Source organism: Pelagibius sp. 7325 (assembly GCF_037652055.1).
Lineage (GTDB): Bacteria > Pseudomonadota > Alphaproteobacteria > Kiloniellales > Kiloniellaceae > Pelagibius.
This window is the reverse complement of record NZ_JBBKAH010000002.1, coordinates 1,080,755-1,097,261: the sequence shown is the minus strand read 5'-3', so window position 1 is coordinate 1,097,261 and position 16,507 is coordinate 1,080,755. Positions and strand designations below refer to the sequence as shown.

13 protein-coding genes are annotated in these 16,507 nt (G+C 68.4%); 6 read left to right on the top strand and 7 right to left on the bottom strand.

Features of this window, described 5'->3' with window-relative positions; all coding sequences use genetic code 11:
- Positions 1-37 precede the first annotated feature (37 nt).
- From WDC82_RS07145 to WDC82_RS07125, 5 genes are all read left to right on the top strand, one after another.
- On the top strand, positions 38-685 hold the full coding sequence (locus WDC82_RS07145) for a phosphoribosylanthranilate isomerase (protein ID WP_340116566.1): 648 nt from the start codon (positions 38-40) through the stop codon (positions 683-685).
- A 112-nt stretch (positions 686-797) separates the two neighbouring features.
- The gene (trpB, locus tag WDC82_RS07140; protein ID WP_340116565.1) at positions 798-2,030 is read left to right on the top strand and encodes a tryptophan synthase subunit beta; all 1,233 of its coding nucleotides are present in this window, start codon (positions 798-800) and stop codon (positions 2,028-2,030) included.
- Positions 2,027-2,875, top strand: coding sequence for a tryptophan synthase subunit alpha (trpA, locus tag WDC82_RS07135; protein ID WP_340116564.1), 849 nt, complete (start codon positions 2,027-2,029; stop codon positions 2,873-2,875). Before trpB ends, trpA begins: the two co-directional genes overlap by 4 nt.
- A gap of 35 nt (positions 2,876-2,910) precedes the next feature.
- Positions 2,911-3,930: an acetyl-CoA carboxylase, carboxyltransferase subunit beta gene (gene accD, locus WDC82_RS07130; protein ID WP_340116563.1), complete on the top strand. Its 1,020-nt coding sequence runs from the start codon at positions 2,911-2,913 to the stop codon at positions 3,928-3,930.
- A 9-nt stretch (positions 3,931-3,939) separates the two neighbouring features.
- Positions 3,940-5,265, top strand: coding sequence for a folylpolyglutamate synthase/dihydrofolate synthase family protein (locus WDC82_RS07125; protein ID WP_340116562.1), 1,326 nt, complete (start codon positions 3,940-3,942; stop codon positions 5,263-5,265).
- Between the two features lie 6 nt (positions 5,266-5,271).
- Here the strand turns inward: WDC82_RS07125 and WDC82_RS07120 are convergent, their stop codons facing one another.
- From WDC82_RS07120 to tsaE, 7 genes are all read right to left on the bottom strand, one after another.
- A complete protein-coding gene (locus tag WDC82_RS07120) occupies positions 5,272-5,661 on the bottom strand; it encodes a YkgJ family cysteine cluster protein (RefSeq protein WP_340116561.1) in 390 nt (129 codons plus the stop codon).
- Between the two features lie 277 nt (positions 5,662-5,938).
- On the bottom strand, positions 5,939-6,259 hold the full coding sequence (gene trxA / locus WDC82_RS07115; protein ID WP_340116560.1) for a thioredoxin TrxA: 321 nt from the start codon (positions 6,257-6,259) through the stop codon (positions 5,939-5,941).
- 109 nt (positions 6,260-6,368) lie between these two features.
- On the bottom strand, positions 6,369-9,890 hold the full coding sequence (addA, locus tag WDC82_RS07110; protein WP_340116559.1) for a double-strand break repair helicase AddA: 3,522 nt from the start codon (positions 9,888-9,890) through the stop codon (positions 6,369-6,371).
- Positions 9,890-12,886, bottom strand: coding sequence for a double-strand break repair protein AddB (addB, locus tag WDC82_RS07105; protein WP_340116558.1), 2,997 nt, complete (start codon positions 12,884-12,886; stop codon positions 9,890-9,892). Before addB ends, addA begins: the two co-directional genes overlap by 1 nt.
- Positions 12,887-12,890: 4 nt before the next feature.
- Positions 12,891-13,625 (bottom strand): nucleotidyltransferase family protein, encoded by a 735-nt coding sequence (locus WDC82_RS07100; protein WP_340116557.1) that lies wholly within the window; start codon positions 13,623-13,625, stop codon positions 12,891-12,893.
- On the bottom strand, positions 13,622-14,680 hold the full coding sequence (locus WDC82_RS07095) for a phosphotransferase (protein WP_340116556.1): 1,059 nt from the start codon (positions 14,678-14,680) through the stop codon (positions 13,622-13,624). Before WDC82_RS07095 ends, WDC82_RS07100 begins: the two co-directional genes overlap by 4 nt.
- Positions 14,677-15,216, bottom strand: coding sequence for a tRNA (adenosine(37)-N6)-threonylcarbamoyltransferase complex ATPase subunit type 1 TsaE (gene tsaE, locus WDC82_RS07090; RefSeq protein WP_340116555.1), 540 nt, complete (start codon positions 15,214-15,216; stop codon positions 14,677-14,679). Before tsaE ends, WDC82_RS07095 begins: the two co-directional genes overlap by 4 nt.
- Positions 15,217-15,438: 222 nt before the next feature.
- On the opposite strand from tsaE, the gene WDC82_RS07085 reads away from it, so the two are divergent.
- A complete protein-coding gene (locus WDC82_RS07085) occupies positions 15,439-16,500 on the top strand; it encodes an NAD(P)/FAD-dependent oxidoreductase (protein WP_340116554.1) in 1,062 nt (353 codons plus the stop codon).
- Positions 16,501-16,507 lie beyond the last annotated feature (7 nt).

The window sequence follows — 16,507 nt, the reverse complement described above, 5'->3', positions numbered from 1 at the left end:
TGACTCCCGCTGCCCGAGCGGTGCTAATCCCGCCGGCATGACTGTCCAGGTGAAAATCTGCGGGATCTCGACGCCCGAGGCGATGACCGCCGCCGTGGAGGGCGGAGCCGCCTTCGTCGGGCTGGTGTTCTATCCTCCCTCGCCCCGCGCGGTGACGCCCGCCGAGGCGGCGCCGCTGGCTGCCCTGGTGCCGGCAGGGGTGGTGAAGACGGGCCTGCTGGTCGACGCCGACGACGACACCATCGCGGCCATCCTGAAGTCGGTATCCCTGGATCTGCTTCAACTGCACGGCTCCGAGAGCCCCGAGCGGGTAGGCGAGGTGAAGGCGCGCTTCGGGGTGCCGGTCATGAAGGTGGTGAAGCTGCGCCAGCCCGGCGACCGGGAGACCGTCCAACCTTTCCTGTCGGTTGCCGACCGCCTGCTGTTCGACGCCAAGCCGCCCGCCGACATGAAGAACGCCCTGCCGGGCGGCAACGCGGTGGCCTTCGACTGGTCGATCCTGGCCGGGACCACCTGGCCGCTGCCCTGGATGCTGGCCGGCGGCCTGACCCCCGAGAACGTGGCCCGCGCGGTCGACATTTCGGGGGCTGCGGCGGTCGATGTCTCGTCCGGGGTCGAGGATGCGCCAGGGGAGAAGAATCCCGCCAAAATCAGAGCCTTCCTGGACGCCTGCCGGGCACTTTAGCGGCCGCTGAAAGGCGGATTTCCGCGGCTTGCGGGCATTGCAGCGGCGGCCCTAATCGGGCAATCTCCGCCCACATAACCAAAAGTGACGCGAACAAGGACGATCGTCCCTCATGGAGACGCTGAACACCTACCGCGCCGGGCCCGATGAGGCCGGGCATTTCGGCATTTTCGGCGGCCGCTTCGTGGCCGAGACGCTGATGCCGCTGATCCTGGACGTCGAGCAGGCCTACAAGGCCGCGCGCCGGGATCCGAGCTTTCAGGCCGACTACGACTACTACGCCAAGCACTATGTCGGTCGGCCGAGTCCGCTCTACTACGCCGAGCGCTGGACCGCGGAGATGCGCAAGGGCGCCGACCCGGCGAAGGGTGCCAAGGTCTACTTCAAGCGCGATGAGCTGAACCACACCGGCTCTCACAAGGCCAACAACGTTCTGGGTCAGATCCTGCTGGCCCGGCGCATGGGCAAGACCCGCATCATCGCGGAGACCGGCGCCGGCCAGCACGGCGTCGCCACCGCCACCTTCTGCGCTCTCTTCAACCTGCCCTGCGTGGTCTACATGGGCGCCACCGATATCGAGCGGCAGGCCCCCAATGTGTTCCGCATGAAGCTGCTGGGCGCCGAGGTGAAGCCGGTGACCAGCGGCACCGGAACGCTGAAGGACGCCATGAACGACGCCCTGCGCGACTGGGTCGCCAACGTCGAGAACACTTTCTACATCATCGGCACGGCGGCGGGCCCGCACCCCTATCCGGCCATGGTGCGCGACTTTCAGTCGATCATCGGCCGCGAGACCCGCGAGCAGATCATGGAGGCCGAGGGCCGCCTGCCCGACGCGCTGGTCGCCTGCATCGGCGGCGGCTCCAACGCCATCGGCCTGTTCCACCCCTTCCTGGACGACAAAGAGGTGCGCATCTTCGGCGTCGAGGCGGCGGGCCACGGAATCCCGTCGGGCGAGCACGCGGCCTCCCTGACCGGCGGGCGCCCCGGCGTGCTGCACGGCAACCGCACCTACCTGCTGCAGAACGAAGACGGCCAGATCACCGATGCCCACTCGATCTCCGCCGGACTGGATTACCCCGGCATCGGGCCGGAGCATTCCTGGCTGCACGACATCGGCCGCGCCGAATACGTCTCGGCGACCGACAAGGAGGCGCTGGAGGCGTTCCAGCTGTGCTCGCGCATTGAGGGCATCATCCCGGCCCTGGAGCCGGCCCACGCGCTGGCCTACGTGCGCAAGCTGGCGCCGCAGTTGGGCCGTGACCAGATCATCGTCATGAACATGTGCGGACGCGGCGACAAGGACGTTTTCACCGTCGCCAAGGCCCTGGGAGTCGAACTGTGAACGCCAAGGCCGCAACGGCGAGCCGGATCGAAAAGCGCTTTGCCAAGCTGAAGGCCGAGGGCCGCGGCGCGCTGGTCACCTTCGTCACCGCCGGCGACCCGGACTACGACACCTCGCTGGAAATCGTGAAGGGCCTGCCGGGCGCAGGCGCCGACCTCATCGAGCTCGGCATGCCGTTCTCCGATCCCATGGCCGAGGGGCCGCCGGTCCAGGCCTCCAGCCTGCGGGCGCTGAAAGGCGGCATGACGCTGGCGAAGACTCTGGCCATGGTGCGCGCGTTCCGCAAGGACGACGGCGACACGCCTATCATCCTCATGGGCTACTACAATCCAATCTACAGCTACGGCGTCGAGCGCTTCGTCACCGATGCCAAGGTCGCCGGAGTCGACGGGCTGATCGTCGTCGACCTGCCGCCTGAGGAAGACAGCGAGCTCTGTCTGCCGGCCCTTAAAGCCGGTATCCACTGGATCCGCCTGGCGACCCCGACCACCGACGACAAACGCCTGCCGACGGTGCTGAACAACACCAGCGGCTTCGTCTACTACGTCTCCATCATGGGCATCACCGGGACCGCTTCGGTGCCGACCGAGCACGTGCGTGAGGCGATCACCCGCCTGCGCCGCCACACGGAACTGCCGATCGCCGTCGGCTTCGGCATCCGCACGCCGGAGCAGGCCGCTGCGATCTCCGGCGTCGCCGACGGCGCTGTGGTCGGTTCGGCCATCGTCGATGCGGTGAAGGCGGAGCTGGACGAGAACGGCAGGGCCAAGCCGGGTCTGGCGGGCAAGGTGCTGGCCCTGGTAGAATCCCTGGCGAACGGCGTGCGCGGCACGCTCGCGGCGTAACCCTGCCTGCATAACCGGCGGAGACCTTTCGAGCGATGAACTGGATCACCAATTACGTCAGGCCGAAAATCCGCGCGCTGGTGCAGAAGCCGGAGGTTCCCGACAACCTGTGGGAGAAGTGCGCTTCCTGCAGCCAGATGATCTTCCACCGCGAGCTGGAAAACAACCTGCGGGTCTGCCCGCACTGCGGCCATCACATGCGCATCCCCGCCCGGCGTCGCCTGGAGTTGCTGTTCGACGGCGGCAAGTTCAAGGCGATCGAACTGCCGGAGGTGCCGCTCGATCCGCTGAAGTTCCGCGACCGCAAGCGCTACTCCGACCGCCTGCGCGAAGCGCAGGCGAAGAACGGACCCGACGAGGCCATCGTCGTGGCGCACGGCGACATGGGCGGCAAGCCGACCGTCATCGCGGTGTTCAACTTCGCCTTCATGGGCGGTTCCATGGGCATCGCCGTCGGCGAAGGGCTGTTGGCTGCGGCCCGCTTGGCTGTGCTGCAGGAAGCGCCGCTGATCGTCATTCCCGCCTCCGGCGGTGCGCGCATGCAGGAAGGCATTCTGTCCCTCATGCAGATGCCGCGCTCGGTCGTGGCGGTGGAGATGGTGAAGGACGCGGGCCTGCCCTACATCGTGCTGCTGACCGACCCGACCACCGGCGGCGTCTCGGCTTCCTTTGCCATGCTTGGCGACATCGCCCTGTCGGAGCCCGGGGCCACCATCGGCTTCGCCGGCAAGCGGGTGATCGAAGAGACCATCCGCGAGTCGCTGCCCGAGGGCTTCCAGAGCGCCGAGTACCTGCTCGATCACGGCATGGTCGACATGGTGGTGCGGCGCGGCGAATTGCGCGACACCTTGGTCAGGATTCTCGCGCTGCTGCGCGACAAGACACCGAACGCCGAGGTCGTGCCGATCAAGGGTGGGGCCAAGGGCGCACGCAAAGCAAACGCGGAAGTCGAGATCCCGCTGGCGCCGAAAACGAAGCAGAAGAACGCCGCCGCCGAAATCCTCGGCGAAGGCGGCAACGACCGTCCGGGCGGGAGCGACGCGCCGCGCAAGTGATGCCCTCCCGTGCGTGATGCCTCCCCACCCACTGGCGCCAAGACCAGTGACGCGGTGCTCGACCGCCTGACTCGCCTGCATCCCAAGGTCATCGACCTGTCGCTCGGCCGCGTCGAGCGCCTGCTGGAGCGCCTCGACCATCCGGAAGCGCGCCTCGCACCGGTGGTCCACGTCGCCGGCACCAACGGCAAAGGTTCGCTGCTGGCTTTTTTGCGCGCCATGCTGGAGGCCGCGGGCCGTCGCGTTCAGGTCTACACCTCGCCGCATTTGGTGCGCTTCCACGAGCGCATCCGCCTGACCACGGGCCTGATCGACGAAGCGGCGCTCATCGTTCTCCTGGAACGCTGCGAGGCGGAGAACGGCCCGGAGCCGATCACTTTCTTCGAAGTGACCACCGCTGCCGCCTTCCTCGCCTTCGCACAAGAGCCCGCCGACATCCTTCTGCTGGAGGTCGGCCTCGGCGGGCGGCTCGACGCCACCAACGTCATCGACAGGCCGCGGCTCACCGCGATCACGCCCATCGCCCTCGACCATCAGCAGTTTCTCGGCTCGACGCTGTCCGCCATTGCCGGCGAGAAAGCCGGCATCATGAAACCGGGGGTGACCTGTGTGGTCGGCCCGCAGGAGCCCGCAACACTCACCGTGCTGGAGCGGCACGCGCAGAGCATCGACACCCCGCTGTTCTGCCACGGCCGCGACTGGACCTTCGAGCCGACGTCCGAAGGTTTCCGCTACGAGGATGCGGCCGGCCCGCGCGTGCTGCCCAGGCCGTCTCTGCTCGGCGCGCACCAGTTCGCCAACGCCGCCCTTGCCGTCGCCTGCGCGACGCTGCTGGGAGAGTTCGGCGTGGACGACCGCGCCATCGCAGAGGGTATCGCCACGGCAAGCTGGCCAGCCCGCCTGCAGCGCCTGACCCAGGGGCCCCTCGTGGACGCCCTGCCCGAGGGCTGGGAGCTGTGGCTCGATGGCGGGCACAATCCCGCCGCCGGCGAGGCGCTGGCCGCGACCTTGAAAGACAGGTCACGGATGGACTGGGGCGACCGTCCGCTCGACCTCGTCTACGGCATGCTGGATACCAAGGTCGCCGCCGGCTACCTGCAGGCGCTGGCGCCCTTCGCGCACAGCCTGAAGGCCGTGCGCATTCCCGGTGAGCAGGCCAGCCTCTCCGCCGAGGCGGCCGCCGGCCATGCGAGCGCCGCCGGCATCGACGCCCTGCCGGTCGAGTCCGTCGTGGACGGCGTGAAGGCCATCGTCGCGAAAGCAGAACGGCCCGGCCGCATCCTCATCTGCGGCTCGCTCTACCTCGCCGGCTACGTCCTGAGCGAGAACGGCTAAGCCGCATCAGTAGTTGTTCGTGATGGCGACGTAGTCGGGATCTTCCTGGGCATCGCGTTCGAACTTCAGGAACTCGTAGTATCCGCAGCGCTTGCGCCCCGGATACTCGCGGCAGATCTCGGGCCGGCCCTCGTAGACCGTGCACTGGCGCTTGTCGGTGTCGAAGAACCAGCAGATGCTGCCGAAGTGCTCGTCTTCCTGGTGGATGAGCACTGTCGGCCGCTTGGCGGCGCCTTCTTCCTTGAAGCCCTTCTTAGTGTGCTTCTTGCGGAAGTCCTTCTCAGACATGCCGAGGTGCTTGGAGAGGCGCTCGATATCCGAATCCTTCAAATGGATATTCGGATAGGAGCAGCAGTAGCCCGGACACTTGAGGCAGTCGTACTTCACTTTTCCCACGGCTGACCTTCTCTGACCTGATCGTTGTTCTTGTCGATTGTCCGTACCAATCGATTCTGCGCGAGGGCGGACCTTCGACAACAGCCGCCTTTCTGTCAAGGCGACTGTCCTGCAGAGACCAGATTAAGGCCCTGTGGTGAAAGAAAAAACCCCGCCGGAGCGATCCGGCGGGGTCTGGAACATCTTTTGGGGGGATATGTACGCTTCTAGGGGTACTTTTCGGGGAAACCGTATTTGGAACCTTACTTTTCCTCGTTACCCCTATCCATTTAGGGCCTCAGACGACCGATTCAACCCACTCCATCAGCTGGCCCTTGCCGACCGCGCCGACCTTGGTGGCCGCGACCTGGCCATCCTTGAACAGCATGAGGGTGGGAATGCCGCGCACGCCATACTTCTGCGGGGTGTGCGGGTTGTCGTCGATGTTGATCTTGGCGACCGTGACGCGGCCACCCATCTCCACGGCGATCTCTTCCAGGGCAGGAGCGATCATCTTGCAGGGGCCGCACCATTCGGCCCAGAAATCAACAAGGACGGGGCCAGGCGCCTTCAAGACATCCTGCTCGAACGTACCGTCGCTGGTAGCTCTTGTGCTCATGAAAACTTACCCCTGTAACGATGGCGCCCGGACGGCCGCAGCGGCCTCCAGGATCCGAGAAAGGTGTGTAACAATCTGCCCTCAATGTAGGGAGCGCCAGTAGCCAGCGTCAAGGCGCGTGACCCTCCAGCAGCGCATCGCTGAGTTGCATGAGCCGGGGTTGATCCGTCCAAAGAAGATAGCTGCGAATCGCCCGGCCTGGATAGATCCGCGCCAGCAGCGCCCGATAGGCCGCCATTTGCTTCAGGTAAAGCGGAGGCACCTCCTCGACCCGCTGCGGCGCCGGACGCTGGCTCTTGTAGTCGATGAGGCAAATGCTCTCGTTCTCAACCAAGAGGCGATCCACTTGGCCGACGATCACCTGTGGGCCCGCCCGCGTGTCGATCAGGCCTGCCAGCGGCACCTCCGCCCGGCTGCCGGGGCCGAACAGCGGCGCCAGGTCCGGCAGGTCGAGCACGCGCAGAACTTCCGCAAGGATTTCATCCTGCTGTTCCGATGAGAGGTCGTGCAGCGGGCTGGCAAGGAAGGCGCGGCCCGCCGCGGCGCGATCGCCGGGCGCTAGGTCGGGCAGCGACTGCAGCAGGCGGTGAATGAGAAGGCCGCGGCGGAAGCGGCGACCGGCGTCGGCACCCAGCGGCGAGCGCGAGGGCGGCTCGCTTTCCGTGGGACGCGAGGGCGCCAGAGGCTGCGGCGGCGCCGGCTCCGGCGGCGCTGGTGTGGCCGCCCAGGCGGGCAGCGGGACGGGCTGTGCGCCCTCGGGCCGCTGCGCCTCCTTTTCGGCGACGACCGGCGCAACCTGCGCCCGCGTCAGCCGCCAGCCCGGTCCGGCCCAGCCCTCGGTACCCACATCGGCCGTGAAGTCGAAGTCGACAGCCTCAACATCGCCTCGGTCGGCCAGGGACGTGAAGGCATCCTGTACCAGGGCGTACCAGTTGCCGGCCGGCGCCGAGCGTTTGGTCTCCCAGCCGCAGACGTAGAGGCGGTCTTCGGCCCGGGTCAGCGCCACGTAGAGCAGACGGCGGTACTCCTGTTCCTGAGCCTGCTGGCGCGCCGCGCGCGCGAGGCCGAGGATCGGCAGGTCGTAGTCGCGTTTCACCGGCCAGACGGCCAGCGGCGGCGCTGCCTTGCCGTCGTGGACCCACAAGAGGCCGTCGGAAGCCGAGGGCAGTTGCAGGGTATCCGGCAGGATCACAACCGGCGCCTCGAGTCCTTTGGATCCGTGCACCGTCATCAGGCGGACCGCGCCGTGCTCCTGCTCCAGGTCGCGCTTGATCTCCAGCTCGCCGGCGGCGAGCCAGTGCAGGAAGCCCTCCAGCGAAGGCGCATTCTCACGCTCGTAGGAGAGCGCGAGAGAGAGAAACTCGTCGAGCGGATCGGCGGCATCCGGACCGAGACGCGCCAGCAGTTTCTCCCGTCCGCGCCCGGCGCCCAGCAAAGCCGAGTAGAGCTCGAAGGGCGCCACGTAGTCAGCGCGCGCGGCGAGATCTTCCAAGTAACTGCGCGCGCCAGCGAAGGCGGGATCATCCTTCGCCAGTTCCCCCAGACGCTGCCACAGGCTCCTGCGCCCGCGGCCGTGCGCCAGCGCGAAGATCTGGTCCTCGTCGAAGCCGATGAGCGGCCCTTTCAGCACGCAGGCGAGGCTCAGGTCGTCTTCCGGCAGCAACAGCACGCGGCCCAGCGCCATCAGATCCATCACCGCCAGTTGCTCGGTAAGGTTCATCCGGTCGACGCCGGCAACCGGGACGCCCAGTGTTTTCAGTTCGCGCACCAGCTCAGCGAGGAAGGCGTTGCGCCGGCGCACCAGCACCATGACGTCGCCAGGGCGCATGCGCCGGCCGCGCGCTGCCAGCTGGCAGGCCGAATCGTCTGCCCCCTCGGCACTGACGGTCCAGTACCAGATGCGCCGTGCCACGAGGCGCGCGAGCCGCAGGGGCGCCGGGCTGTCGCTGCGGCTAGGCAGCGGCAGTGCCCAGGAGTCCAGACTCTCGCTCTCGGCGGGCGGCGCCGGCGGCCAGACTTCGATGAGGCCCGCATCACCCACGCGTTTCGCCTGGTGGCGGATCGCCGCCTCCCCGAACAGCACGCCGTCCTGCGCCGCCTCAGCGGCGAAGACGGCGTCGACGGTGCTCAATACCGCTTCGGTCGAGCGGAAGGAGACGGCCAGCGAGACCGGGCGCCAGCGGTGCTGCGCGCGCTGCGCCCGCCCGCGAAAGAGATCGCGCATGCGCTGGAACTCCGCCGGGTCGGCCCGCTGGAAGGAATAGATCGACTGCTTGGGATCCCCGACAGCAAAGACCGTGCGCACCGTCTCGGCGCGGTCCTCGTGCGCGCCGGCGCCGGCGAAGAACTCCGAGGTCAGCATCTCGACGATGCGCCACTGCTCGGGGCTGGTGTCCTGCGCCTCGTCGACCAGCAGGTGGTCGAGGCCGCCGTCCAGTTTGAACAGCACCCAGGAAACACCGCCCTGGCGCGCCAGAAGGCGCGCAGAGAAGTGGATGAGATCGTCGTAATCGAGCAGGACGCGCGCTTCCTTGTGGCGCTGATAGGCGGCGACGATGGCGTCGCCAAGCACCAGCAGAGCGCGGGTGCCGCGTGCCACGGTGATGGCGTTGCACCGTTGGCTGACGAGGATCAGGCGCTCGGCTTCGTCCTGCACGGCAGCGAGCGCGGCGGGGAAGTCGGCGAGCACCTTTTTGGTCAGCGGGGTCTTGCGCGCCTCACCCTCCTTGGTGAGGAAGAGACCGCAGTGAGACTCGAACGTTTCAGCGCGTGCGGCACCATCGGCGGCGAGCCAGTTCGCCAGTTGCTCAGACTTCTTCTGTTCGTTCGCCGTACCGGTGGCCCAGGCCTCCATGACACCCATCAAGGCGGTACGCTCGAAGGCGCCCTCGGCGCAGGCCTTGGCGATGGCGTCCTCCGGCGTCTCCGCCGGATCGACGCCCAGCAGCGTGAAGACGTCTTCTGCCACACGGTCAACGTTGCCGCGCACGGCCTTCAGGTCGGCGAGGCGGCCGCGCTCGTGAATGAGCTGCTGCAGCACCTCGGTGAAGCGATCCTCCTGCAGGTGCGCGGTCAAGATGGCGATGGCGTCCGACAGTCGGCCCTGGTCGTTCAGTGCCTGGGACAGCACCTCGACCCGCGCCGTTTCCAGCAGGTCCGCCGACTCGTGCTCGTCCAGCACCCGCGCGTTGGGCGCGACGCCGGCCTCCAGCGGGAAGCGTCCCAGAAGCGCTTGGCAGAATGCATGGATGGTCTGGATCTTGATGCCGCCCGGCGTGTCGAGGACACGGGCAAAGAGAGCCCGGGCGCGCGGCAGCAGGTCGTCGTCGACCGGCCCGCCGGTCAGTTCCTCCAGGCTGGCGCGCAAAACCGCCTCCTCGGCGGTGACCCAGCCGGCGAGACGGCCGGAGAGGCGGTTGGCCATCTCCGCCGCCGCGGCCTTGGTGAAAGTCAGGCAGAGGATCCTGCCCGGCGCGCTGCCGCGCAGCAGCAGGCTCAGCACGCGGTCGACCAGCACCTTGGTCTTGCCGCTGCCCGCCGAAGCCGAGACCCAGACCGTAGCCTCGGGATCCGTGGCCTGGCGCTGCGCCTCCGTGGCTTGCGCGACGATGTGATCGGCTGCCGTGCCCATCAGTCTTCCGCCCCCGCCGACCATTCGGCGATGCGCGAGAGGTGATCGTAGTCGCCGAAGCGCGGCGCCAGTTCCGGCCGCGGCTTGCAGGCATAGGGCGTCGCCGGATCGTCGAAGGAAGCGACGAGGCGCTGCAAGCCTTCCAGCGCCTCTGCGGCCAGCGTTGCGGGATCGTTCTGGCTTGCCGCCAGGATCTCACCCGGCGGCGTACCACCGGAAAGCCGCCAGAATGTCAGCGCGCCGACCGGCGCCGGTGGCACTCCGTGAAAGCCGCCGGCGGCGGCGATCGCTGCCTCCAGCGGCAATTGGGGTGCGAAACCACGGTCCACCTTCCTCTTCTCCGGCGGCGCGCCCGTCTTGTAGTCGATGATCTCCAGCGTGCCGTCGTTGCGGCGGTCGATGCGGTCGGCTTTGGCAGTCAGCGTGAAGGGTGCAAAGGGTGCGTCGATCCTCAGTTCGCCCGTGGTTTCCACGAAGCTCTCGGCAATCCCGGCGCGGCGCGCCTGCTCTTCGGCAACGAACCAGTGGGCGACGCGCAGGAAGCGTGGCCACCAGAAGGCGAAGGCACCGGGCTTGGCGCTGATCGGATGGAACACCTCGGCGCCAATCTCGATCAGGCGATCGAGGGCGTTAACCGGCAGTGCATTGGAATGGTCCTTGAGGAAGGCTTCGAGCGCCGCGTGCACCAGGGTGCCGCGCTCCGCCGCGCCGGGGTCGGCATCCAGCGGGTCGAGCGGGCGCAGCCGCAGGATTTCGCGCGCATAGAGCGCGTAGGGGTCGCCCATCCAGGTTTCGATGCGCGTCACCGACAACTTGCGCGGCCGCGCCGAAACCGGCGGCCGCGGCAGGGGCTCGCTGATGCGGATGCTCTCGCGTGGCGCATCCAGCGCCGCCGCCCAGGCCTTCAGCGTCGCCTGCTCGGCATGCAGGTTCACATTGAGCCCGAGCCCGTCGCGCAGGGCGTCGATGCGCCTGAGCCAGCGCGCCGGCACCGTGGGCGCTCCCTCGACCCGCTGCGCGCGCGTCAGATAGACCCGCGGCGCACAGAAGGCCTGGAAAAAGTCGTGCGCGGCAAGGCCGATGCGGCGTTCCGGCAATGGCAAACCAAAGGCCGACTGCATGGGACGGCTGAGCCAGGGGCCGGGATCGACCTCCGCCGGCCAGGTGCCCTCGTTGAGCCCGCCGAGAATGAGAACGTCGGCGTGCTGCAGGCGCGCCTCCAGCGGCCCCAGGATGGCGACGCGCGGGTGCAGGCCGTAGCGCGGCCGGACCGCACGCCCGGCCATCAAGGCTTCAAGGGCCGCCGGGTAGTGCAGGCTGCGGGTGACCGGTGTCGCGATGCCCGCCTCGGCGAGTTCGCTGGCGAAGGCCGCCGCCGCCTCCCCGGCCTCCCCGGCCCACAGGCGGTCGGCGCCGCTTTCTGCATCGCTGGCGGCCAAGGCCTCGGCGGCGGCCAGGTGAGCGGCGACGAGATCGCTGAGCCGCTTGGGATCGCCGTCCCCTTCGGCGGCGAGCGCCTCGGCGAGGGGCGCCAGGTCTTCCGCCAGGCGGTCGAACCATGACAGCAGGACTTGCGATGCCGCTGATCCGACCAATGCACGACGCAGGCCGTCCAGGCCGGCGGCCGGGCGCGCGCCGCGCAGCACGGCCAGTTCAAGTTCGCGCACGCGGCGGCGGAAGGTCGCGGGCGCCTGTCCCCCCGCCGCCAAAGGATGTTTCAGCGCAGCCAGCAGCGCGACCGGCGCGAATCGATCGGCGGCCATGTCGGCGGTCAGACGCAGAAAAACGCCGGGCGGTGTGTTGGCGAGACTGCGCCCGGCGGAATCGTCCACCTCGATGCGCCAGCGCTGCAGGTTTGTAGCGACGCGGCGTGCAAGATTGCGGTCCGGCGTCACCAGCGCAGCAGTGGTGCCGGGCTGCTCGATCTGACGGCGCAGCAGCAGCGCGATGACCAAGGCTTCTTCGCCGGAATCCGCGCAGTCGACACGCTGCACGCCGTCCAGCGCGGCATCGAAGGCCTCAACCCTGGCCTCGCGCCAGCGCGCGGTGCCCTCCGGCGGGCGCAGCGCCAGGTTGGCGAAGCGCGCGCGGCCCGCATCGACCTCAGCCGCCACCCCTTCAGACCAGAGTCCGACGGTGTCACGTGCAATCCCCAGCCGGTCGAGCAGCTGCGCCATGCCGTACTGCGGATGGCTGGGGTCGCGGCGAATCTCGCGCCAGATATCGTCGTCACTGTCGAGGTCGAGACCCGGCAGGACCACGGCGCCTTGCGGCAGGGCGGCGATGGTGCGCAACAGTTCGGCAGTCGCCGGGATCGAGCCGGTCGAACCGGCGGCGATGATCGGATCGGCAGGCGGCTGGCGTTGCCACGCCGCGCTCTGCAGTTCCGCAAGGCGGCGGCGCCGCTCCGCGGGACCGATGCAGCCGAGCCCATCGAGGATCTTCGGCCACTCCTCGGTAACGATGCGCAGGAACTCCAGCGTGATCTGCCAGTGGGCGGCGTAGTCTTCCGGCACCAGGTCTTTCAGCGCTGCGAAGTCGAGCCCCTCGGTCTCCACTTGGTCGAGCAGGTGGGCGAGTTCGCCGGCGAGGCGGATCGCCTGGTCCTCGCTCAAGATCGCGCCGCCGGTCTCGTCCGCCAGCGCGCGGCTGTGGGCGAGGATACAGGAAGCCATCAGCAGCTGGCGCTGCACGGCGGAGATCGCCGGCGGCAGGCTTGCCTCGCCCGCCCCGGGAAAGGAAGGCTGCTCGAACAGCAGTTCGTCGGGATCAAGGTCACCGAGCGGCAGCAGCCGGGGCAGCAGCAGGGGCGCCCCGTCAGACGCACGCAGGAAGGCCTGCTGCAGTGAACGGCAGGCACGCCGCGTCGGCAGCAGCACCGTGGCGGCGGCAAGGCTTTCGGGGCTGCCCGCGTAGCGCCGCAGCAGACCCCAGGCCAGGGCATCGACGAAGGACTGACCGGCGGGGATCGTGAAGACGGCCGGCGCGCCGGTCATCGCGCTATTTCTGCCCGGAGGATTGCGCGAGATGGTGCAGCGCGTCCTCGACCGCGCGCAACTCGGCCGGAGTGCCGACGTGATACCACTCGCCGTCGTGGCGCACACCCCACAGGCGCTCGGCCTCCTGTGCCTTGTCGTAGAGCCTGTTCAGCGAGAAGGAGCCCTCCGGCGTGCCGTCGAAGAGGCGCGGATGGAGGATCTGGATGCCGGCGTGAATGAAGGGCGCGATCTGGCGTTCCTGGCGGCGGCGCAGGCGGCCGACCGGGTCCATGAAGTAATCGCCGATGCCCTCGTAACCGAACGCGCTGCAGGTCGGGTGCAGCAGCAGCAGGGCGTCCATCTCCGCCGCGTCCCAGGCGTCGGCCAGGCGTTCCAGTGCCGGTGTCAGGCTGTCGAGCCAGCAGACATCGCCGTTCAGAACGAAGAAGGCCTCGTCACCCAAAAGAGGCAACGCCTTCCTTACACCGCCGCCGGTCTCCAGTAGAGCGTCCTCCTGCGAGAACACGATGGCCGGCTGCTTGCGTCCCTCAAGGTGGTCGACGATCATCCCCCCCAGGTAGTGCAGATTCACCACCACCTTTTCGATACCGTGCACCTCCAGGCGGTCGAGGATGGTGTCGAGCATCGCCTCGCCGCGCAGTGGCACCAGGGGTTTGGGCATCTTGTCGGTGATCGGGCGCATGCGCTGGCCGAGGCCCGCCGCGAGTACCATGGCGGTGGTGGGTCCCGCAGTCATCCCTGCACGTCCTTCTGTTTCTTCTCGGGCTTCTGTGGCTCGGGTTGGGTCGGCGTGCCGCGCAGCGCGGGCGGGACCTCGCGGTCGAACCAGTCCTTCACCGGCGCCAGCGCCGGCGTCGCCAGATCGCCTTCCAACAGACGCCAGACGCGGGGAATGTGCCGCAGATAGCCGTGCTTGTTGTCGCGTCGCGACAGCCGCGTGAAGATGCCGATGATCTTGGCGTTGCGCTGTGCGCCCAAGGCCGCGTAGGAAGCCGCGAAGGCCCAGCGGTCGACGAGGTTGTGCATGCCGGCGTGGTAGCGCTCCAGCATCTCCGTCACCACCGCGGGCGAGACGTCGCGGCGCGCATCCTCCAGCAGGGACACAAGATCGTAGCTGACCGGCCCCATCAGCGCGTCCTGGAAATCCAACAGGCCGCAGCGGGCGACGCCCTGGCGTCCTTCGATGACCATCAGGTTGTCGACATGGTAGTCGCGCAGCACCAGCTTGTGCGGCACGCGCTTCGGGTCGGGCAGCATCACCGGCACCACCTCGCGCCAGGCCGCGATGTACGATTCGCGCAACGCCGCCGGGGTTTCCCTGCCGGTCATCGCCGGTAGGAACCAGTCGACCAGCAACGCCGCCTCGGCCAGCAGCTTCGCCTCGTCATAGGCCGGAATCTTGGGTGATTCCACCCACCAACGCTGGTGCAGCGCCACCAAGGTGTCGGTGGCGAGGCGGTAGAGTTCGGCCTCGTCGGCGCCCTCGGCAAGAGCGCGGGTAAAGGTGCGATCGCCGAAATCCTCCAACAGCAGAAAGCCAGCCTGGGCATCCAGCGCTAGGGGCCGCGGCGTGCTGAGCTCGATGTCCAGCAGGCACTCCGTGAGGAAATGAAAGATCTCCGCGTTTTCCTGCGGCGGCGGCGCGTCCATCAGCACCGCCGTCTCGCCGCCGCGCCGCAGACGGTCATAGCGGCGGAAGGACGCATCGGCGGCCAGCACCCCCCGCTCGGCGGCGCCCCAGCCGGCCTGTTCCAGGAAACGCCGGCACAGCTCTTCGCGGTTGTCGGTCAAGATTGCAGCTCCGCCAGGCGCAGGGCCCAGTTCCCGCCACCGGAAAGGCGAGCGCGCCGACCCTGCCCGTCCTCACAGAAGTCCAGGCAGATCCTCAGCGCCGCCGCGGGCAGCCCGGCGCCGAGACGTTCCGGCCACTCGATGAGGCTGATATCCCCGGCCAACGCCTCGGAAAGCCCCAGTTCCTCAACCTCCGAGCTGTCTTCGATGCGGTAGAGGTCGAAATGCCAGACCGGCGCCGGATCGCGCTCGTAGGTCTGCACCAGGGTGAAGGTCGGGCTCGGCACCTCTTCCTCGGCGGCGTCCCCGGGAGCCCCCGGCAGGCCCGGCAGCGCACGGATCAGGGCGCGGGCCAGCGCCGTCTTACCGGCGCCGAGGTCACCGTAGAGGGCGACCACGTCGCCGGGCCGCAGCAGGCGCGCAAGCGCCCGGCCCAGGGCCTCGGTCGCCGCCAGGTCCGGCAGCGGCAGGTCCAGGAGCGGCGTAGCGGGCGGCAGCGGGGCGGAAGGGGCGGACATCTGGATCGCGGTCATCATGAGCGGCCTTTTTACCGGGCGCCCTTCGCCGCGGCAACTGTCCCGCGTCCCGCGCTTTGCCCGGTCCTCCGCAGTCCCGCCAAGTCTCCCTAGGGGGGCGCTGCCAGACGATCCGGGGGCGCCCGGCGGCTTGTCAGGAGGGCCGGGCGCCGCCATCTTAGGCGCCGGCGCGCGGGCCACGACCTCTGTTCCCCCTTTCCAGCCGTTACGAGGAGACCTTTTTTGGCGGACGCGACCCCTCTTTCGCCCCTCTATTCCACCGATGTCGCCATCATCGGCGGCGGCCCGGTCGGCCTCTTTGCGGTGTTCGAATGCGGCATGCTGAAGATGCGCTGCCACGTGATCGACACCCTGGAGATGATCGGCGGCCAGTGCGCGGCGCTCTATCCGGAAAAGCCGATCTACGACATTCCCGGCTATCCACGGGTCATGGCGCAGGATCTGGTGGACCGCCTGGCAGAGCAGGCGGCCCCCTTCGACCCGATCTATCACCTGGGCCAGCAGGTCACCAGCCTGCAGCACCAGGCGGAAGGGCAGGAGCACGGGAAGCATTGGCGCCTCACCACCTCCAAGGGCACCGTGATCGAGGCCACCGCAGTGATCATCGCCGCCGGCTGCGGCGCTTTCGGGCCCAACCGGCCGCCGCTGGAAGGCATCGAGGGCTACGAGGGCAGCTCCGTGCATTATCTGGTACAGCGGCGCGAGAGCTTCCGCGGCCAGCGCATCGTCATTGCGGGCGGCGGCGATTCCGCCGTCGACTGGGCCAATTCGCTGGCCGAGCTGGCAGAGAAGATCTCCGTGGTGCACCGCCGCGCCAAGTTTCGCGCGGCGCCTGAGAGCGTCAGCCAGCTGGAACGGCTGGTCGCCGACGGCAAGGTTGAGCTGGTGATCCCCTACCAGCTGGCCGGCCTGGAAGGCGACGGGCGGCAGCTGAGCGGCGTGATCGTTGCAGACCTGGAAGGCCACAAGAAGACATTGCCGGCCGACAGCTTGCTGCCCTTCTTCGGCCTCTCCATGAATCTCGGTCCGATCGCCGACTGGGGGCTCGCACTGGACCACCACCACATCACGGTGAACCCGGCGACCGCCGAGACCAGCGCGGCGGGCATCTTCGCCATCGGCGACATCGCCCACTACCCGGGCAAGCTGAAGCTGATTCTCACCGGGTTTTCCGAGGCGGCGCTGGCCGCCCACGCCATCCGACCGCTGGTCTTCCCCGGCGAGGCGCTGCATTGGGAATATTCGACCACCAAGGGCGTGCCCGAGGAAGCCTCGACGCACTGAGCGGCGG

What these genes read in the sequence shown, in the direction of transcription:
- trpB (WP_340116565.1), top strand. Translation starts at nt 798, where the DNA reads ATGGAGACGCTGAACACCTACCGCGCCGGGCCCGATGAGGCCGGGCAT.
- addA (WP_340116559.1), bottom strand. Translation starts at nt 9,890, where the DNA reads ATGGGCACGGCAGCCGATCACATCGTCGCGCAAGCCACGGAGGCGCAG.
- tsaE (WP_340116555.1), bottom strand. Translation starts at nt 15,216, where the DNA reads ATGATGACCGCGATCCAGATGTCCGCCCCTTCCGCCCCGCTGCCGCCC.
- WDC82_RS07145 (WP_340116566.1), top strand. Translation starts at nt 38, where the DNA reads ATGACTGTCCAGGTGAAAATCTGCGGGATCTCGACGCCCGAGGCGATG.
- WDC82_RS07100 (WP_340116557.1), bottom strand. Translation starts at nt 13,625, where the DNA reads ATGACTGCGGGACCCACCACCGCCATGGTACTCGCGGCGGGCCTCGGC.
- addB (WP_340116558.1), bottom strand. Translation starts at nt 12,886, where the DNA reads ATGACCGGCGCGCCGGCCGTCTTCACGATCCCCGCCGGTCAGTCCTTC.
- trxA (WP_340116560.1), bottom strand. Translation starts at nt 6,259, where the DNA reads ATGAGCACAAGAGCTACCAGCGACGGTACGTTCGAGCAGGATGTCTTG.
- accD (WP_340116563.1), top strand. Translation starts at nt 2,911, where the DNA reads ATGAACTGGATCACCAATTACGTCAGGCCGAAAATCCGCGCGCTGGTG.